Source organism: Streptomyces sp. NPDC054770 (assembly GCF_053611985.1).
Genome location: NZ_JBSHBL010000011.1, coordinates 108,903 through 125,408 on the forward strand (window position 1 = coordinate 108,903; position 16,506 = coordinate 125,408).

Sequence of the window (16,506 nt, forward strand, 5' to 3'; positions counted from 1 at the left end):
TACGGCTGTGCCTACGGCTGCGGTGTCGGCTCGGCGCCGATGGCCGGGGCCTGTCCGGAGTCGGGTGTGCCGTCGCCGCCGGGGCCGGTTCCGGCGGGTGGTCCGGCCGCCGACGCGCCGGCCGGGCGGTACAGCGGGCGGATCAGCGGGCCGGTGGCCGCCGTGGTGAAGAGCGCCATCACGACCAGCAGCGCGTACAGCCGGGGGCCGATCACCCCGGCCTGCAAGCCCACGTTGAGCACGATCAGTTCGGTGAGCCCCCGGGTGTTGAGCAGCACGCCGATCAGCAGCGAGTCACGCCAGGGCAGCCGGGCGCCGCCCCGGGCCGACAGGGCACCGGCGGCCACCTTGCCCACCACCGCGGTGGCACATATCACCAGCAGGAGCAGCAGGTCGGAGGCGTGCAGTCCGTTGAGCTGGACCGACATCCCGGAGATCGTGAAGAACACCGGCAGCAGCAGTCCGCCGGTCTCCTGGAGGGGGCGCAGCACCTGGCTGTCCGGAGCGCCGTCGGACTGGCGGGGCATGATGATCCCGGCCAGCAGCGCACCGAAGATCACATGCAGTCCGAGCGCGCTGGTCGCCCAGGCCGAGGCCAGCGCCAGTGCGGCGGCGAGCGGGACATGATTGGTCATCAGGGCGCCGGGCCGGTTCGTCCACCACTTCAGCGCGGGCCGCACGACGACGAACATCACCAGTACGTAGGCCGCGAGCAGCGCCACCTTGACGGTCCAGGACCGCAGCGAGCCGTCCTCGCCGCCGATCAGGGCGACGGCCAGCACCGGCCAGCTCAGCGCGTCGATGACACCGGCGGCGGCCATCGCGATGGTGGCGGGGCGGGTGCCGGCCAGTCCCTGGTCCCGGATGATGCTGGCCAGCACGGGAACCGCCGTGATGGACAGGGCGACCGCCATATAGAGGGTGAATGTCGCGTCGACCGGATGCCCGCCGTTGGCGGAACGGAAACCTCCGGTGAAGAGCAGGACGATGCCGGCTCCCATCAGCATGGGAATCGCGAACCCGCTCAGCGAGACGGTGGTGACCGCGCTGCGATTGCGCAACTGGCCGAGGTCGAGTTCATAACCGACCGCGAAGAGGAAGAGCACCAGCGCGACTTGCGCCACGGAAGTCAGAATCGGCTTGATCTCATCGGGAAAGAGGGTTTGATACACCCCGCCGGGAGCCAGGCCCAGCAGACTGGGGCCGAGGGCGATGCCGGCGAATAACTGCCCGATGACGGAGGGCTGGCGTAGCCTGCGGGCCGCCGCTCCCAGGGCCGAGGAGGCTGCGATCACCACCGCGAGAGCTGCGACGACGTGAGTGACAGTGGAGTCGATGCTCACCGGCATCCCCCTTCGGGCAAGTGCCGCACTCTGTGGCGTTGTTCACACGCAGTGTAGCCGGTGCAGGGGCAAGTGACCTATTGTTGCGTGCGTTTGGAATATGCCGTTCTGGAGCGGGGGGTCGGCGGTGACGACGGTCTTATTCGTACACGGCACCGGCGTACGGGAGCCGGGATTCAGCGGAACCGTGGCAGTCGTACGGGAAGGATTGCGGCCGTTACGGCCCGAAGTCCGCGTGTCTTCCTGTTATTGGGGAGGAACTGCCGGATCGGTACTGCATTCGAACGGTATTTCCGTGCCGGGGTACGGGACGGGGCGTGAATTACCGCGCGCGGGCGCCTCCGGCGCGCCGCAGGACGAGCTCGACGAGGACGTCGAATTCTGGGGACTTCTTTATCTGGACCCGCTGCTCGAACTGCGCCTGCTCACCGCGGAGACCCCAAGCAGAACCGAGCTGGCCCCCGGCGCCCGGCCGCCCGGCGAGGCCCTCTCCGCGGCGGCCCCGGCACTCACCGCGGACGACCGGCTGCGCCGGCTGCTGGACGCGGCGGGCCTCGCCGAGGACTTCGCCGCCGCCGTGGCCGCCGTACTGACCACCGACGACTGCCGCCGCTTCCTGCGCGCCCCGGCCGAGGGCGCCGGCACGGCCGAACTGGCCCGGGCCTTCGTCGCCGAGGCGGTACGGCGCCGGACCGACCGGCAGGGACCGGCGGCGGCCCTCGACGGCACCGCCCGCGACGAGGCCGTCGCCCGGATCGCCGCCCTGCTCCCCGGGCCCTCCACCACCGGGGACGAGCCCGGCACCCACCGCGGCCCGGTGACCCGGCGGATCAAGCGGCTGACCGGGCGGCTGGCCCTCGGCCTGGCCTCCGCGCAGGCGGTCAGACGGCGTTCGGCACTCACCGACGCGGCCCATCCGGCCGCCGGGGACGTGCTGCTCTACCTGGCCCGCGGCGGCCCGATCCGGGAGGCCGTCGCGGCCGCCGTACAGGAGGCGGAGCCCCCGGTGGTCGTGCTCGCCCACAGCCTCGGCGGCATAGCCGCCCTGGACCTGCTGGTGCTGCGGCCGCTGCCGCAGGTCGCGCTGCTGGTGACCGTCGGCTCGCAGGCCCCGTTCCTGTACGAACTGGGGGCCCTGCCCAGCCTGGAGCCCGGCTGCCCGCTGCCCGCCCACGTACCGCCCTGGCTGAACGTCTACGACCGGCGGGACCTGCTCAGCTACCTCGGCGCCGGTGTCTTCCCCGGCCGGGTCCGGGACGTCGCCCTGGACAGCCGCCAGCCCTTCCCGCTCTCCCACAGCGCCTACTGGAGCAACCCCGAGCTGTACCGCGTGCTGGCCGAGGAGCTGCCGTGACCGCCGCCCGCCCGGACCGGACCCACGCCGTCGTCGTGGGCGTGGAACGCTATGCCGTCGGCCCGTCCTGGGACCTGCCGGGCCCCGCCGCCGACGCCCGCCGCTTCACCGCCTGGCTGCGCGGCCGCGGCGTGCCCGCGGCCCACATCTCCCTGCTGCTGGGCGCCCTGCCCGGGACGGGCGGACCCGAGACGGACGTGACCGCCGGTCCCGCCGGGCGGGAGGCCGTGCAGGAGGTGCTGACCCGCCGGCTGCCCGCGCTGGAGGGCGACCTGCTGTTCGTCGTCTGGGGCGGCCACGGGGTCACCGACGCGCAGGGCCACCGCAGGCTCTTCTACGCCGACGCCACGGCCGACGACAAGCGCAACCTCGACCTGGACGCCTGGCTGGCCGCCCTCACCACCGACGCCCTGCCCGGCTTCCGGCGGCAGATCTGGCTGGTGGACTCCTGCCAGACCTTCGTCGAGGACCTGGGCTTCGCGCGCGCACTGCCCAGCGAACTCCCCTCCCACGGCGACCGGCTGCCGGGCCGGGAGCAGTTCGTGCTGCTGGCCTCGGGGCCGGGGCAGCGAGCGGCCAACGACCCCGTGCGGCGCACCGGGGCGTTCTCCCGGGCGGTGCTGGCCACTCTGGACGCCGCGGGCGACGAGAACTGGCCACCGGACATGAGCTCCGTAGCGGAGACGGTGATCGGACAGTTCACGGAGGGCGGACAGCGGCCCACCTCGCTCTGGTACCGGTCCGGGACCGGCGACGTACGCCACTACGACTTCCCCGCCACCCGGCACCGCGGGGAACCGGTACCGGAATCGGCCCTGTCCGAGCTGATCGCACTGCTCGCCGGATGGCCCGGTCTGGCCGACCGTGACCAGCGTCAACTCGTCATCGGCATGCTGCCGGCCGACCTGGCCGGCGCCATCCCCAGGCTGGGAGCGGCACGGGCCGACATCATCAGCATCGTGCGTACCTGCCGTCTCCACCCCGGTGGGTTGGCCGCCCTCGTCGAGGCGCTCACCGTGCTCGAACCGGGCTCGCTCGCGCAACGCGAGCTGAAGGACTGGGCGGCCCGCCGGCTGCCGCCCGAATAGGAGGCTGACCGGCCTGATCACGGCCTTCCCGACACCCGGGCCATGCGTCATCATGAAGTCAACGGGAGGACGTTCTCAGGGGGATGGCGCATGAACACGCCTGCGGAATTCGTGCGATCCGAACTGCCCGATCTCAGCGATACCGCCCTCTCCGGCCTTCGGCCGGGGGATCCGGACGTCTACGCGCGTGCACTGGACCGGTTGCTGCGACAGGTCGAACAACCACGGGTCAACTTCGCCGACGACGACGGACCGGCCAGGCGGGCCGACTGACGATCCCCGTGGAAGGAGCCATGTGCAGCCGGACGGACGCTCCGCACTCGCCCACGCCGCGCACCATCTCGTTCCCACGGCGTATTTCGACGATCTGGCCGCGGGCCGGGGCGGTCCGGAGACGGTTCGTTTCCTGTGGACGACCGAGTACAGCAGGCGGCTCCTGCTGCTGAGGGCCCTGCTCGACACCGCCGCCGCGACCCCCGGCGCGCTGGGCCCGCTGCCGCCCGTGGACGCCGCGTGGGACATCCTGACGGCGGCCCAGCAGCGCGCCCCGCAGGAGTTCAGGGAACTGCTGCTGCACCCGCAGATCGGCACCTGGCTGGGGCACAGCCTGCGCCGGCTCAGGCACACGGCCTGGGGCGACGGGCCGCTGTGGACCGACCTCGGCCATCTGCACGCGGTGTGCGCGGTCGCCGCGCTGCGCGCCGGGCTGCCGCTGCGCACCGCTGTGCCGCTGCGGGACGGCACCGCGATGTTCCCCACCCTCGGGCTGGCCCGCCTGCCGGACCGCCCGCGATGGGGGACGGCGGAGGTGGCGGTGGAGGCGGGACGGCTGCGGGCCGGCCCGTACGGCGCCGGGGTGGGCCCGCCCGAGCCGCCCGCGACCCCCGACGGCGACGCCCCCGGCTGGCAGGGGCTGCGCAGCCTGCGCGCCACCGCGGACGGCCGCCCGGTGACCGTCTGGCTCGACGACATCGACCCCTACCGGGACCTGAGCGAACCACTGCCCCCGCGACGCCTGGGCAAGGACGAACTGGCCCGCTGGCAGGAGCGGTTCGCTCGGGCCGTGGACCTGCTCGCGGGCAGCGACCCGGGCATGGCGGCCGCGTTGGCGGAGGGACTGCGCACGGTCGCGGAGGTCCGGCCGGCGCGGAGTTTCCCGGTCCTCAGCGCCTCCTCCGGCGACGCCTTCGGCGGCCTGCTCTCCTCGCTGCCCCCGGACCCGGTCAGCTTCGCGGTCACCCTGGTCCACGAGTTCCAGCACACCAAACTCGGCGCGCTGCTGCATCTGCTGACGCTGGAGCGGGACAGCGGAACCGAACGGCACCACGCCCCCTGGCGCAACGACCCGCGGCCGCTGAGCGGCCTGCTCCAGGGCGCCTACGCCTTCCTCGGCATCACCGACTTCTGGTGCAGGTACCTGGACCATGTGCCGCCGGCCGGGCGGCCGCTGGCCGAGTTCGAGTTCGCGCTGCGCCGGCGGCAGACCCAGGAGGCGATCCACACCCTGCGCGCCGACCCGGGCCTGACCGAGCACGGCCGCCGTTTCCTCGGGGGCATGGCCGCGCGGCTGCCGGCCTGGTGGGCGGACCGCCGGATCCGGCCGGACACCGCTGCGCTGGCCGAACTGGCGGCCACCGACCACCGCACCGGCTGGCGGGTCCGGCACCTGACCCCCGCCCCGGACGACGTCCGCGCCCTGGCCCGGGCCTACGCCGCCGGTGCCGCGGCCGATGCCCGCATCGCCGCGTCCGCCGTGGTGCCCGACCCCGCCGCACCCTGGTCCCAGGCCCGCAACGGACTGATCCGGCAGCGCCTCGCGGTGCCGGACACCGACGACTGGCCCGCGTCGTCCGCCGCCGACCGGGCCCTGGTCGCCGGGGACCCCGCCGCCCCCGGCGCCTACGCCCGCCTGCTGACGGGCGACCCCGAGGACGCCGACGCATGGACCGGCCTGGTCCTCGCCCTCGGCGCCCGCCCGCTGCTGCACCGCCCCGAACTGCCCCGCGCGGTGCACCGCGAACTCCGCATGACCGGCACCACCGCAGACCCGCGCGACGTCGCCCTCTGGCTGGCCGCCGGCCTGGCCGCCTGAGCACACTGTCCACAGGCACGTCCGTGACCGCGGAGGAGTGCGGCGGAGCGATCACGATCGGCGTCGGCGCCGACCGGTCACCCGCACGAGCCGGTGAAGACGTCCACCGCGTCGTCGCCGCTGCTCGCCACCAGCAGGTCCGTCGTGCCGTCGGAGGTCACGTCGGCCGCGGCCGCCTCGTAGGCGCCGTCCGCCGACAGCTCGGTCAGCTCGCTCAGCGTGCCGCCCGCGGTGCCCGTGTAGACGTCGACCGAGTTGCCGTCGAGGGACGACACCAGCACGTCGGGGATGTCGTCGCCGTTGACGTCGGCTGCGTTGACGGCGACCGGCAGGGCGGAGGTGGTGTAGGCGACCGGGTCCTGGAAGGTGCCGTCGCCGTTGCCGGCGTAGATCTCCAGGGTGTCGGAGCCGTTGCTGACGGTCGCCAGGTCGGTGGTGCCGTCCCCGTCGAAGTCGCCCTCGGTGAGCGAGTACAGCCGCTGCACGCTGCTGTACCCGGTGACGTCGCCGAAGGTCCCGTCGCCGTTGCCGAGGGCCACGCTCACGCCCCCGGCGGTGGCGACACCGGCGGTGGCGACGTCCAGGTCGCCGTCGCCGTCGAAGTCGGTGAGGACCAGTCCGTGCGGCCGGGTCACGGTCACCGTCCGCGAGGAGACGGTGAACGCACCTTCACCGTCGCCCAGCAGCAGGTTGACCCGCCCGGCGGACTCCTCGGCCACCGCGATGTCCAGGTCGCCGTCCCCGTCGACGTCCCCGGCGACCAGCGCGCGGGCGCCCGAGCCGACCGTGTACTGCGTGGCCGTCCCGAAGGTGCCGTCGCCGTTGCCGGGCAGCACGGAGACCGAGTCGGCGGAGTTGTCCGCGGCGACCACGTCGGCGTTCCCGTCGCCGTCGAGGTCGCCGGTCACCACGTGCCGGGGGTTGTCGCCGGTGCTCGCCGAGGTGTCGGACCTGGTGAAGGAGCAGGTGGTCGCCGTCGTCGTGGCCGGCTGGCTCGCCGACGCCACGGCCGTGACGCCCGCGGCGACCGTCAAGGCACCGGCGGCTGAGAAGGCCACGATGCGCGCGGCCCGGCGGTTCCTGTGTTGGCTCATGACCGGAGGGATGTCCTTCCGTGAGACGCGGAGGAGTTGTCTGTCATGGGCACGGGAACCTAGGGCCGCCACCTGTGATTCACGTGTAACGGGACCGTGGTTTCACAGGGCGCCGCGCCCCGGTTCCGGCCCCGGCCCGCACCGCCCCCGTCAACTTTGCTGCCCCGCACCAGGCTTGGACCTGCCATGTGCGGGGCAGAGCCCTCCTACCGGACAGCAGGTACCGGTCAGGGCTCGGCAAGAGGAGGGCGTCATGGACGGTCGGATTCGCGTGCGCGTTGTTCGTCGGCCCGCTCCCCGCGGGCAGGAGATCGACCGCAGGACGCCTTCCGGGCGCATCCTGCCGTACTAGGAGACCCGACCGCCGCGCCGAGCACGGGCGCGCGGGCGGTCCACAGCGACACCCCGCACTCCCGCACCCGGCACCCGGCACCCCGCACTCCCGCACCCGGCACCCCGCACCCGGCACCCCGCACCCCCGCATCCCACACCCCGCTCCTGTGCCCGCGTCGGCCGGTTTGGGCCGGCGTCCACGGGGCATGCGTGTGATCCGGGGGCAAGGAGGCGGGCACCGTGACCATCCGGGAGCCGGTACGGCGTGCGGTACCGAGGTCATGACCGGCGCGCCCGGCCCCTTCCGCCATTCCGCCCTGTTCTACGGCGACGAGGGCGAGTACCTGGCCGGGACGGTGCCCTTCGTCCGGGAGGCGCTGGCCGCCCAGGAGCCGGTGGCCGTCGCCGTACCCGCCGAGAACCTCCGCCTCATCCGGGCCGCTCTGGGCGCCGACGCCGGGGCGGTGCGCTTCCTCGACATGCGGGAGGCCGGCCGCAACCCCGGCCGGATCCTCCCCGGCGTACTGCACGCCTTCGCCGACGCCCAGCCGCCCGGCCACCGCGTCCGCATCGTCGGCGAACCCGTCTGGCCCGGCCGCACGACCGCCGAGTACCCGGCCTGCGTCCAGCACGAGGCCCTGATCAACGCGGCCTTCCGGGGCCGTACGGCGACCGTCCTGTGCCCGTACGACACCCGGCGCCTCGATCCGCAGGCCATCGCCGACGCGCACGCCACCCACCCCACCCTGCGGCCCGCCGGCGGCGGACCGGAACAGGACAGCCACGCCTACGCCCCCGCCGACATCCTCGCCCGCTACAACGAACCCCTGCCGCCCCCGCCCGCCGCCCCGGCGGTCCGCTTCGAGGCGGGCTCCCTCTCCGCGGCCCGGCACCTCGCCACCGCCGAGGCCGCACGGCTCGGCCTGAGCGGTGCGCGCCTCGCCGATCTGACCCTGGCCGTCGCCGAACTGTCCACCAACAGCGTGGTGCACGGCGGGGGTTCGGGCACCCTGGCGGTGTGGGCCGGGGACGGGCGGGTGGTGTGCGAGATACGCGACAAGGGGCACCTCACCGACCCCCTGGCCGGCCGCCGCCCGGCCCCTCGCGACCGCAGCGGCGGCCGCGGCCTGCTCCTGGTCAACCTGGTCGCCGACCTGGTCCGGGTGCACACCGGGCCGGAGGGGACGACGGTCCGGTGCTGGTTCGAGGCCGCCTCCTGAACCCGCGGGGACCGCGGGCCGGGTGCCGGGCGGGGGCGGGGCGGGTGTTCAGGCGGCCAGGGGGTCCAGTACCAGGGGCTCGATCCGGCCCTCCAGCATCGCCCCGATGCCCTGGACCGCGCACACGTCCGGCCGTTCCGCGATGTGCACCGGCATGCCGGTGGCCTCCCGCAGCAGCTGGTCGAAGCCGGGGAGCAGGGCCGAGCCGCCGACCATCATGATGCCGCGGTCCGCGAGATCGGCGACCAGGTCGGGCGGGCAGTCGCGCAGCACCTGGCCGATCCCGTCCAGGACGGACATGAGGGGCGTCTGGATGGCGTCCCGTACGGCGGCGGTGTCGACCCGTACGCTGCGGGCGAGCCCGGTGACCACGTCCCGCCCGTGGATCTCGGTGGAGGCCGGGCCGTGCGGGGTGAGGCCGTTGCCGTCCAGGGCCAGTTGCAGGGGCCGGATCGACTGGTTCGGCAGCATCAGCTCGTGCTCGTGCCGCAGGTGCTGCACGATCGCGTGGTCCACGGCCTCACCGCCGACGGGCAGCCGTTCGGCGCACACGATCGACCCCAGCGACAGCACGGCGACCTGGGTGGCGGCGGCCCCGCAGACGAGGATCATGCTGGCCTCGGGCCGTTCGACCGGCAGCCCGCACCCGACCGCGGCGGCGATCAGCGTGTCGACCAGCTCCACCCGCCTCGCCCCCAGCCCCGCCAGCGTCTCGATGGTCGCCCGCTGGGCCAGCGGGTCGGCGTCGTGCGGGGTGCAGGCCGCCGCCCGCAGCCGGGGCTTGCGGCGCAGCGAACGCCGGATCTTGTCGCCGAGCAGATGACGCAGCATGCGCTGGGCCACCTCGATGTCGACGATCGTCCCGCCGGAGATGGGCCGCACCACGCGGATGTAGTCGGGGGTACGGCCCGTCATCTTCTCCGCGAACTCGCCGACGGCGATCAGGGCGCCGCTACGGGTGTTCACGGCGGCGACGGAAGGCTGGTCGACGACCAGGCCCATGCCCTTCACGTACACCCGGGTGCGGGCGGCCCCCAGATCGACGGCGAAATGGCAGCGGCGCAACTGCTCCAGGCTGACGGTCACGGCAGATCCTCCCGAGTACGCGGGCCGTGTGCGGTGGCGCCGCCGGTCGGCGGCCTGCTTCGCATCCTCCGGGGGATCACAGCGGCGCGCCTGCGGGGAGGGGCCGGGCGGGGCACCGCTGAATGGGGGTTTCGTGGTTGCGGCAGGCTGCGGGCGGCTTCCGGGAGCCGCGGGCCGTTCGCGGACGGCCGCCGGGACCACCCGATCCGGGCGGGCCGGGCAGCGCGGCTCATGACCCGGGGGTGGGCGCCGGGACCGACGGAGGCTGCGGGGCCGCAGGAGCCGGTTCCGGCGGTGTCGTGCCCTGCCCCGACGCCCAGCTCAGCCGGACCACCAACTGTCCCTCCGCCGCTCCCTTGGCGATCACCGCACCCGCCTCCGCCGTCAGCTTGACCCCGAACTCCAGCTCCACGGAATCGGGTTGCAGTGTGCCGTCCCGGAAGACCCGCAACGCGGACTGGGCCGCCGCCCGCACTCCGGCCAGGGCGCCCTCGAAGGAACGGGCGGCCTGCGCCGCTGGGCCCGAACCGCCGTCGCGCGAGACGGGGCGGCTGCCCGGGACGCCGTCGGCCGACTCCACGACGACGACGGCGCCGTCCTCGGTCCTGAACTCCATCATTCTCGCCATGGCGCCCCTGGCTCCCCCGTGTCTACGGCCCCGTAACCGGACCATTGTCGTTGAACGCGGCCACCCGTGTCCGCCCGCCGGGGCGGAAACCCGCCCGGTCACGCGGCTCAGGCCCGAGGACGGTCCACGGCGTCCACGATGCCCCGGACCACCCCCAGTTCGACCAGGTCCTGGGGGCGGATGCGCAGCTGGCCGGCGGTGGCCTCGGCCTGTTCCGGGGGGCGCTTCAGGATCGCCGTCGCCAGTTCCGGTGCGATGACGGAGAAGTAGCTGTCCGGTGTGGCCCAGGTGTTGCCGGGCGCGGCCAGTGCCAGCGCGCCGCCCGAGCCGCCCTCTCCGATGACGAGGGTGGTGATCGGTGTCCGGGCCGCCGCCACCTCGCCGAACAGCTCCGCGATCGCGGCCCCGGCACCCTGCCGTTCCGCCTCGGCGTCGTTCGCGGCGCCCGGGGTGTCGACGAGGGTCAGCACCGGGATCCCCAGCCGGTCCGCGAGCCGTATCAGACGGGCCGCGGTGCGGTACCCGGCGGGCCGGGTCGCCGTCCCGGTCTGCGCGGCGAAGGCGACCGTACGGCCGTCCCGCTCGCCGAAGCCGCACAGCATCCCCTCCGGGTCCGCCCCGCCGCAGCGGTCGCCGACCAGGGCGACCCGGCGGGTGAAGTACGCGTCCAGGTAGGCGACGGCGCGCGGGCGGTGCGGGGCGCGGGCGCGCCGGACGGCCTCCCAGCCGGTGGCGGGCAGCGCGGTGTCGCCGAGGGCGGCCGGCGGGGCGGCCGGTATCGGGGCGGGAGCGGTCAGCAGCCGCAGCCACAGCCCGAGCGCCCCCTTCAGATCCGCCAGGGGCACCACGGCGTCCGCCGCCCCGGCCGCGAGCTGCGCCTGGGCCGTGTACGCGGCCGGGTCGGCGTCCGGCGGGCGGACCCGGGAGCCGGCGAAGCCCACCTGGGCGCCGGGCAGGGCCAGGATCACATCGGCACCGGCGCCCAGGGTGGCCCAGCCGCCGCCGGTCGTCGGGTCGCGCAGGACGGCGACCTGGGGCAGCCCCGCCTCCCGGGTGAGCGCCGACTGCCGGGCCACCCGCTGGAGCTGGGACAGCGCGAGCATGCCCTCCTGCATCCGGCTGCCGCCGGTGGCGACCAGGGGGACCACCGGCAGCCGGTGGGCGCGGGCATGGACGTACGCCGCCTCCAGCCGGTCCCCGGTCCGCTGCCCGAGCGAGCCGCCGAGGAAGCCGAACTCGAAGGCGACCAGCACGGCCGAGGTGCCCTCGATCCGCGCGGTGCCGACGACGACGGACTCCTCCTCGCCGGTGCGTTCGGCGGCGCGGGCGCGCGAGGCGTCGTAGCCCTGCCAGGCGAGCGGGCCGTCGGGCGGGGACTGCCTTGCCGGGTGCGGGAGTTCGGCGAAGGTGCCCGGGTCGGTGACGAGGGCGAGGATCCGGCGGGCGGAGAGCCGCTCGGGTGACGGCCCGGGTGCCGGCTCGGGTGCCGGCTCGGGTGTCGGCCGGCGCGTCGGCTCAGGCACCCAGGGCCCGCTTCATGATCTTCCCCATGTCGTTGCGGGGCAGGGCGTCCAGGTAGTGGACGACGCGGGGCCGCTTGTGCGGGGCGAGCCGCCCGGCGACATGGTTCGCCAAATCCTCGGCGGACGGCGGTGCCTGCGGGTCGGCCGGGACGATCCAGGCGACGATCCGTTCGCCAAGGTCCGCGTCCGGCTCCCCGGTGACCGCGGCCTCCCGCACCCCCGGGTGTTCGAGGAGCGCGTTCTCGATCTCGCCGGCCCCGATCTTGTAACCGCCGCTCTTGATGAGGTCGGTGGCCTTGCGCCCGACGATCCGCACATAGCCGTCCGGCTCCCGTACCGCCATGTCACCGGTGCGGAACCAGCCGTCGGCGGTGAAGGCGGCGGCGGTGGCGTCGGGCCGGTTCAGGTACTCGGTGAACAGGTTCGGGCCGCGCACCTGGATCTCGCCGACGCTCTCCCCGTCGTACTCCGCGATCGCCGTCCCGTCGTCCTCCACCAGCCGCAGCTCCACCCCCGGCAGCGGCACCCCCACGGTCCCCGCCCGCGCCTCCCCGTCGGCGCGCACACTGGTGTTCATCAGGGTCTCCGTCATGCCGTACCGCTCCACGACCCGCCGGCCGGTCGCCGCCGCGATCCGCTCGTGGTCGTGGACGGGCAGTGCGGCCGAACCGGAGACCAGCAGCCGGGCCCGGCCGAGGGCTTTCGCCAGCTCCGGGTCGTCGGGCAGGGCTTCGGCGATCCGGTGGTACATGGTCGGGACGCCGAACAACATGGTCGCGCCGTCGTTCAGCTCGCGGGCGACGCCGTCGGTGTCGAACCGCCCGAGGTGCCGTACGGAGCCGCCTCGCCGCAACGGTCCGAGGATCCCCAGCACCAGCCCGTGCACATGGAACAGCGGCAGACCGTGCACCAGCACGTCGTCCCCGGTCCACTGCCAGGCGTCGGCGAGCGCGTCCAGGGTGGCGGCGAGCGCCCGGCGCGGGATGACGGCACCCTTGGGCGGGCCGGTGGTGCCGGAGGTGTAGACGACGAGGGCGGGGTCGGAACCGGTGGTGCGGTCCTCGGGTACCGGGCCGGTGGCGTGCGCGTCCACGTCGACCCGCGGCAAGTCGGCCAGTGCGGCGGGGAGTTCGGCGCCGGGCGCGGCCAGGACGGCCGTCGGCGCGCTGTCGGCGAGGATGTGCGCGAGTTCCTTCTCGCCCGACCTGGGGTTGAGCGGTACGGCCGCCTTGCCGGCGAGCAGCGTGCCGACGACGGCGACGGCCGTCTCCAGCTCCGGCGTCGCCCACACCGCGACCCGGCCGGCGTGCCCGACCCGGCCGGCGAGGGCGCCGGCCGCGGCGGCCAGCTGCCCGTACGTCAACGCCCGTGCACCGAACCGCAGGGCGACCCGCTCGCCCGGACCGTCCACCAGGGCCGGAAACAGAAACGACACGCGACGACTCCTCACCGTTCGGAACCCTGACAGCCCCTTCCTACACCAGGTACCACGCCCCGAGGACACCCCACTCACACTCCGCACCACGACCTAGATCACACCACCGGGGTGGGGGCAGGGGGAGGCCGGCGGAGGTCGGGGTGGGGGCAGGTGGGGAAGGCCGGGGGAGGTCGGGGTGGGGTCGGGTGGGGCAGGGGTGGGGGTGGGGGTGGGGTGGTGGCTGTGGTGACCGGTGGGGGGTGGGGTGGTGGCTGTGGTGACCGGTGTGGGGGTGGGGCGGTCGCTGTGGTGACCGGTGGGGGCGTGGGGTGGTGGCTGTGGTGACTGATGTGGGCGTGGGGCGGTGCCGGGGAGTGTCTTGGCGGGTTTTCCACTGAGCGGAGTGGGGGTCGGGGGCTGAGACGGGGCGAGGTCGGAGGCGGTGTTCTGTCTTTCCGGCTTGCCCCGGCCCTGCCGCCGACCGAGGTGGGCGCGTGCCCCGGACGACTTTCCGTCCGGTCGGATCTCGTTCTTCCCCAGCTTCTTATCCGACCGAGACGGGTGGGCGGGTGGGCGGAACCACGTCGGCCACAACCGCGCTCACGTTGTCGTCGCCGCCCGCCGCGTTGGCCGCCTCGACCAGTACCCGCACCGCATCCCCCGGCTCACCCCCGCCGAGCAGCTCCGCGATCCGCTCGTCGGGGACCGCCCTGGTCAGGCCGTCCGAGCACAGCAGGTACCGGTCCCCGGCCCGGACCTCGTGCAGTTTCAGGTCCGGGGTGTCGGCGGCGCCACCGAGGGCCTTCGCCAGCAGCATCCGCTGCGGATGGCTCTCGGCCTCGGCCGGTGTCAGCCGGCCCTCGTCGATCAGCGACTGCACCACACTGTGGTCGTGCGTGATCCGGAACAGCTCCCCGTCCCGCAGCAGATACGCCCGCGAGTCCCCGATGTGCGCGAGAGCCAGCCGGGACCCGGTCCACAGCAGCGCGGTCAGCGTCGTACCGACCTCCGTACTTCCCTCCGCCGCCTCCCGTACCGCCTCGCCCGCCGAACGCACCGCGTCGTCCAGGAGGTTCAGCACGCTTCCCGTCGTAAGCTCCGCGTCCTCCAGGGACTTGAGCGCCGCAACGGCGGCGGCACTGGCCGACGCCCCGGCCGGCCCGCACCCGTCGGCGACGGCCAGCAGCCGGCGCCCCGCGTACGCGGTGTCCTGGTTGGACGGCCGGACATGCCCCCGGTCCGAGTGGGCGGCGTAACGCAACTCCAGCATCTTCGTCGTTTCCCTTCTCGATTCTCCGGACAGGTGGTCGACGAGGAACGCGGCCAGGTCCCGCCGTACGGCGGTCTCCGCCTCGACCCGGGCCCAGTACGCCCGCACCTCCCGGGCGGCCGGGCCGGCGGGCAGCGCGCACACCTCGCGGATCCGCGCCAGCGGCATGCCCAGCCGCCGTAGCCAGGCCACCAGCCGGGCGCGTTCCAGCTGCGCCTCGGCGTAGTACCGGTAGCCGGTCTCCGGGTCGACGCGGGCGGGCTTCAGCAGGTCCAGCTCGTCGTACAGCCGCAGCGCCTTCGGCGACAGCCGGCAGGCCCTCGCGAAGGCCCCGATGGTCAGCCACTCCATGCCGTCTCCATGCCGGTACCTCGCGTTCCTCGACGTCCGCCACCGATGCTGGGGCTTCACCGAAGGTGAAGGTCAACGGTGTCCCCGTTAGCCTGCCGAAGGAACGCAGTCGTCGAAGCCAGTCGAAGCCAGTCGAAGCCAAGGGAGCCCCCGCCGTGCCCCGCATAGCCCTCGCCACCTACGACCCCGGCGTGCAACCGAGCAAGGACCGGGACCTGCCGGTGCTGCTGGAGGCGCTGACCGCCGCGGGGGCCGAGGCCGTCGCCCACCCGTGGGACGACCCGGAGGCCGAGTGGGGCGGCCACGACCTGGTCGTGATCCGGTCAACCTGGGACTACGCCTGGCGGACGGACGAGTTCCTGCCGTGGGTGGAGCGGGTGGGCAAGGCGACCCGGATCGCGAATCCGGCCGCGGTCGTGCGGTGGAACACCGACAAGCGGTATCTCGGTGACCTCGCGGCGGCCGGTGTGCCGGTCGTGCCGACGCGGTACCTCGCCCCCGGCGACCCGGCCGCCGGGCTGCCCGCCGACCGCGACTTCGTCGTCAAGCCCACCTTCGGCGCCGGCGCCCGGTTCGCCGCGCGCTACACGCCCGACGAGCACGGCACCGCCGCAGAGCACCTCGCCCGGATGCACGAGGAGGGGCTGACCGCGATGGTCCAGCCGTACGTCGCCGGGATCGACGTCAGCGGGGAGCGGGCGCTCCAGTTCTTCGGCGGGCGGCTGCTGCACGCCAGCCGCAAGCGGGCCGTGCTCACCCCGGGCACGGCGTACGACGCGGACAAGGTCGCCCACCCGGACCTGGAGCAGTGGACCCCGACTCCGGCCGAACTCGCCGTGGCGGAGCGCGCGTTGGCCGCCGTACCGGACGCGCCCGAGCTGCTGTACGCCCGGGTGGACCTGGTCGACGGGGCGGACGGGCGGCCGCAGGTGATGGAGCTGGAGCTGGTCGAGCCGAACCTGTTCCTGTTCCTGCACCCCGGGTCGGTGGAGGCCGTGGTGGCGGCGGTCCTCAGCGCGGCCCGTCGATGACCGCGGTGCGCTGCAACAGGCCCCAGGTGAACTCGGCGACCACCTGACGGCCGTCGGGCACCTTGAAGGTGAGCCCCCAGCGGGTCGGGGCGGTGCCCTCCAGGGGGCGGGCGGGGGCGAAGGCGCGGGCGGCCTCGTCGACCGTGCAGGACCAGGGGGTGAGGTCGTCGTACGTCTCCAGTGTCGGTGCCGGGGCGCCGGGGGCGCGGACCAGCCACTCGTTCCAGACCGCGCCGCCGGGGCCGGCCATGACCTCGAATCGGAGGGTGGGCCAGAGGGGGAGCGGCCACTGCCAGGCCGTGCACTCCAGGTCGCCCACGGTGCGCTTCGTCTCCGACTCGGGCGGGCCGAGGACCGAGCGGTAGCGGGAGGCGGCGGACCGGGACCGGGGCGAGCGGGCCATCGCCTGCCAGCGCTTGTTGGCCTCCCGCATGTCCGCGATCGACGCACCCAGCGTGCGCCGGGCGTCTTCGACCAGGTCCGGGTTGTGGTCGGCCATGCGGCGCAGCAGTACCAGCTGGAAGTCCAGTTGCATGCCACCCATGGTGCACACGCGGGTGCCCGGCTGGTTCCCGGCCATTGCCCACACAATCCCCGATGGCTAGCCTGTGTTCGTCATGCCGATCGCCTGTTGATATCTCGAACGGCTCCGCAGCTCCGCGATATCTGGCGCTTA

General features: G+C 74.3%; 14 protein-coding genes. 6 read left to right on the plus strand and 8 right to left on the minus strand.

What is annotated here, in order from left to right; all coding sequences use genetic code 11:
* Positions 1 to 11 precede the first annotated feature (11 nt).
* The gene (locus tag ACWGKQ_RS13030) at positions 12 to 1,343 is read right to left on the minus strand and encodes a cation:proton antiporter (RefSeq protein WP_453291976.1); all 1,332 of its coding nucleotides are present in this window, start codon (positions 1,341 to 1,343) and stop codon (positions 12 to 14) included.
* A 295-nt stretch (positions 1,344 to 1,638) separates the two neighbouring features.
* On the opposite strand from ACWGKQ_RS13030, the gene ACWGKQ_RS13035 reads away from it, so the two are divergent.
* The 4 genes from ACWGKQ_RS13035 to ACWGKQ_RS13050 all read left to right on the plus strand — a co-directional run bounded on the left by ACWGKQ_RS13035 (position 1,639) and on the right by ACWGKQ_RS13050 (position 5,877).
* Entirely contained in the window at positions 1,639 to 2,697 is a 1,059-nt protein-coding gene (locus tag ACWGKQ_RS13035) for a hypothetical protein (protein WP_453291977.1), read from the plus strand.
* Complete coding sequence (locus tag ACWGKQ_RS13040; RefSeq protein ID WP_453291978.1) at positions 2,694 to 3,785, plus strand: effector-associated domain 2-containing protein; 1,092 nt, start codon at positions 2,694 to 2,696, stop codon at positions 3,783 to 3,785. Before ACWGKQ_RS13035 ends, ACWGKQ_RS13040 begins: the two co-directional genes overlap by 4 nt.
* Positions 3,786 to 3,875: 90 nt before the next feature.
* Positions 3,876 to 4,058 carry a hypothetical protein gene (locus ACWGKQ_RS13045; RefSeq protein ID WP_453291979.1) on the plus strand — a complete coding sequence of 61 codons (183 nt, stop codon included), beginning with the start codon at positions 3,876 to 3,878 and terminating at the stop codon, positions 4,056 to 4,058.
* Positions 4,059 to 4,080: 22 nt separating this feature from the next.
* Positions 4,081 to 5,877: an HEXXH motif domain-containing protein gene (locus tag ACWGKQ_RS13050; protein WP_453291980.1), complete on the plus strand. Its 1,797-nt coding sequence runs from the start codon at positions 4,081 to 4,083 to the stop codon at positions 5,875 to 5,877.
* Between the two features lie 77 nt (positions 5,878 to 5,954).
* Here ACWGKQ_RS13050 and ACWGKQ_RS13055 read toward each other — a convergent pair whose 3' ends face one another.
* Positions 5,955 to 6,971 (minus strand): FG-GAP repeat domain-containing protein, encoded by a 1,017-nt coding sequence (locus ACWGKQ_RS13055; protein WP_453291981.1) that lies wholly within the window; start codon positions 6,969 to 6,971, stop codon positions 5,955 to 5,957.
* 614 nt (positions 6,972 to 7,585) lie between these two features.
* Between ACWGKQ_RS13055 and ACWGKQ_RS13060 the strand changes: the two genes are divergently transcribed.
* Positions 7,586 to 8,524, plus strand: a complete 939-nt coding sequence (locus ACWGKQ_RS13060; protein WP_453291982.1) for an anti-sigma factor RsbA family regulatory protein — start codon at positions 7,586 to 7,588, stop codon at positions 8,522 to 8,524.
* A gap of 48 nt (positions 8,525 to 8,572) precedes the next feature.
* Here the strand turns inward: ACWGKQ_RS13060 and ACWGKQ_RS13065 are convergent, their stop codons facing one another.
* The 5 genes from ACWGKQ_RS13065 to ACWGKQ_RS13085 all read right to left on the minus strand — a co-directional run bounded on the left by ACWGKQ_RS13065 (position 8,573) and on the right by ACWGKQ_RS13085 (position 14,799).
* Positions 8,573 to 9,610, minus strand: a complete 1,038-nt coding sequence (locus tag ACWGKQ_RS13065; protein WP_453291983.1) for a rod shape-determining protein — start codon at positions 9,608 to 9,610, stop codon at positions 8,573 to 8,575.
* Between the two features lie 229 nt (positions 9,611 to 9,839).
* Positions 9,840 to 10,238 (minus strand): CU044_2847 family protein, encoded by a 399-nt coding sequence (locus ACWGKQ_RS13070; protein WP_453291984.1) that lies wholly within the window; start codon positions 10,236 to 10,238, stop codon positions 9,840 to 9,842.
* Between the two features lie 107 nt (positions 10,239 to 10,345).
* Positions 10,346 to 11,674 carry a carboxyl transferase domain-containing protein gene (locus ACWGKQ_RS13075; RefSeq protein ID WP_453292041.1) on the minus strand — a complete coding sequence of 443 codons (1,329 nt, stop codon included), beginning with the start codon at positions 11,672 to 11,674 and terminating at the stop codon, positions 10,346 to 10,348.
* Between the two features lie 79 nt (positions 11,675 to 11,753).
* Positions 11,754 to 13,196, minus strand: a complete 1,443-nt coding sequence (locus ACWGKQ_RS13080) for an acyl-CoA synthetase (protein WP_453291985.1) — start codon at positions 13,194 to 13,196, stop codon at positions 11,754 to 11,756.
* Between the two features lie 526 nt (positions 13,197 to 13,722).
* A complete protein-coding gene (locus tag ACWGKQ_RS13085) occupies positions 13,723 to 14,799 on the minus strand; it encodes a MerR family transcriptional regulator (protein WP_453291986.1) in 1,077 nt (358 codons plus the stop codon).
* A gap of 155 nt (positions 14,800 to 14,954) precedes the next feature.
* Here ACWGKQ_RS13085 and ACWGKQ_RS13090 point away from each other — a divergent pair, with 155 nt between their 5' ends.
* Complete coding sequence (locus ACWGKQ_RS13090) at positions 14,955 to 15,830, plus strand: ATP-grasp domain-containing protein (RefSeq protein ID WP_453291987.1); 876 nt, start codon at positions 14,955 to 14,957, stop codon at positions 15,828 to 15,830.
* Here ACWGKQ_RS13090 and ACWGKQ_RS13095 read toward each other — a convergent pair.
* The gene (locus ACWGKQ_RS13095; protein ID WP_453291988.1) at positions 15,811 to 16,410 is read right to left on the minus strand and encodes a hypothetical protein; all 600 of its coding nucleotides are present in this window, start codon (positions 16,408 to 16,410) and stop codon (positions 15,811 to 15,813) included. The two genes, ACWGKQ_RS13090 and ACWGKQ_RS13095, sit on opposite strands and share 20 nt — an antisense overlap.
* Positions 16,411 to 16,506: the final 96 nt, after the last annotated feature.

What these genes read in the sequence shown, in the direction of transcription:
- ACWGKQ_RS13045 (WP_453291979.1), top strand. Translation starts at nt 3,876, where the DNA reads ATGAACACGCCTGCGGAATTCGTGCGATCCGAACTGCCCGATCTCAGC.
- ACWGKQ_RS13095 (WP_453291988.1), bottom strand. Translation starts at nt 16,410, where the DNA reads ATGGCCGGGAACCAGCCGGGCACCCGCGTGTGCACCATGGGTGGCATG.
- ACWGKQ_RS13060 (WP_453291982.1), top strand. Translation starts at nt 7,586, where the DNA reads ATGACCGGCGCGCCCGGCCCCTTCCGCCATTCCGCCCTGTTCTACGGC.
- ACWGKQ_RS13070 (WP_453291984.1), bottom strand. Translation starts at nt 10,238, where the DNA reads ATGGCGAGAATGATGGAGTTCAGGACCGAGGACGGCGCCGTCGTCGTC.
- ACWGKQ_RS13085 (WP_453291986.1), bottom strand. Translation starts at nt 14,799, where the DNA reads ATGGAGTGGCTGACCATCGGGGCCTTCGCGAGGGCCTGCCGGCTGTCG.
- ACWGKQ_RS13055 (WP_453291981.1), bottom strand. Translation starts at nt 6,971, where the DNA reads ATGAGCCAACACAGGAACCGCCGGGCCGCGCGCATCGTGGCCTTCTCA.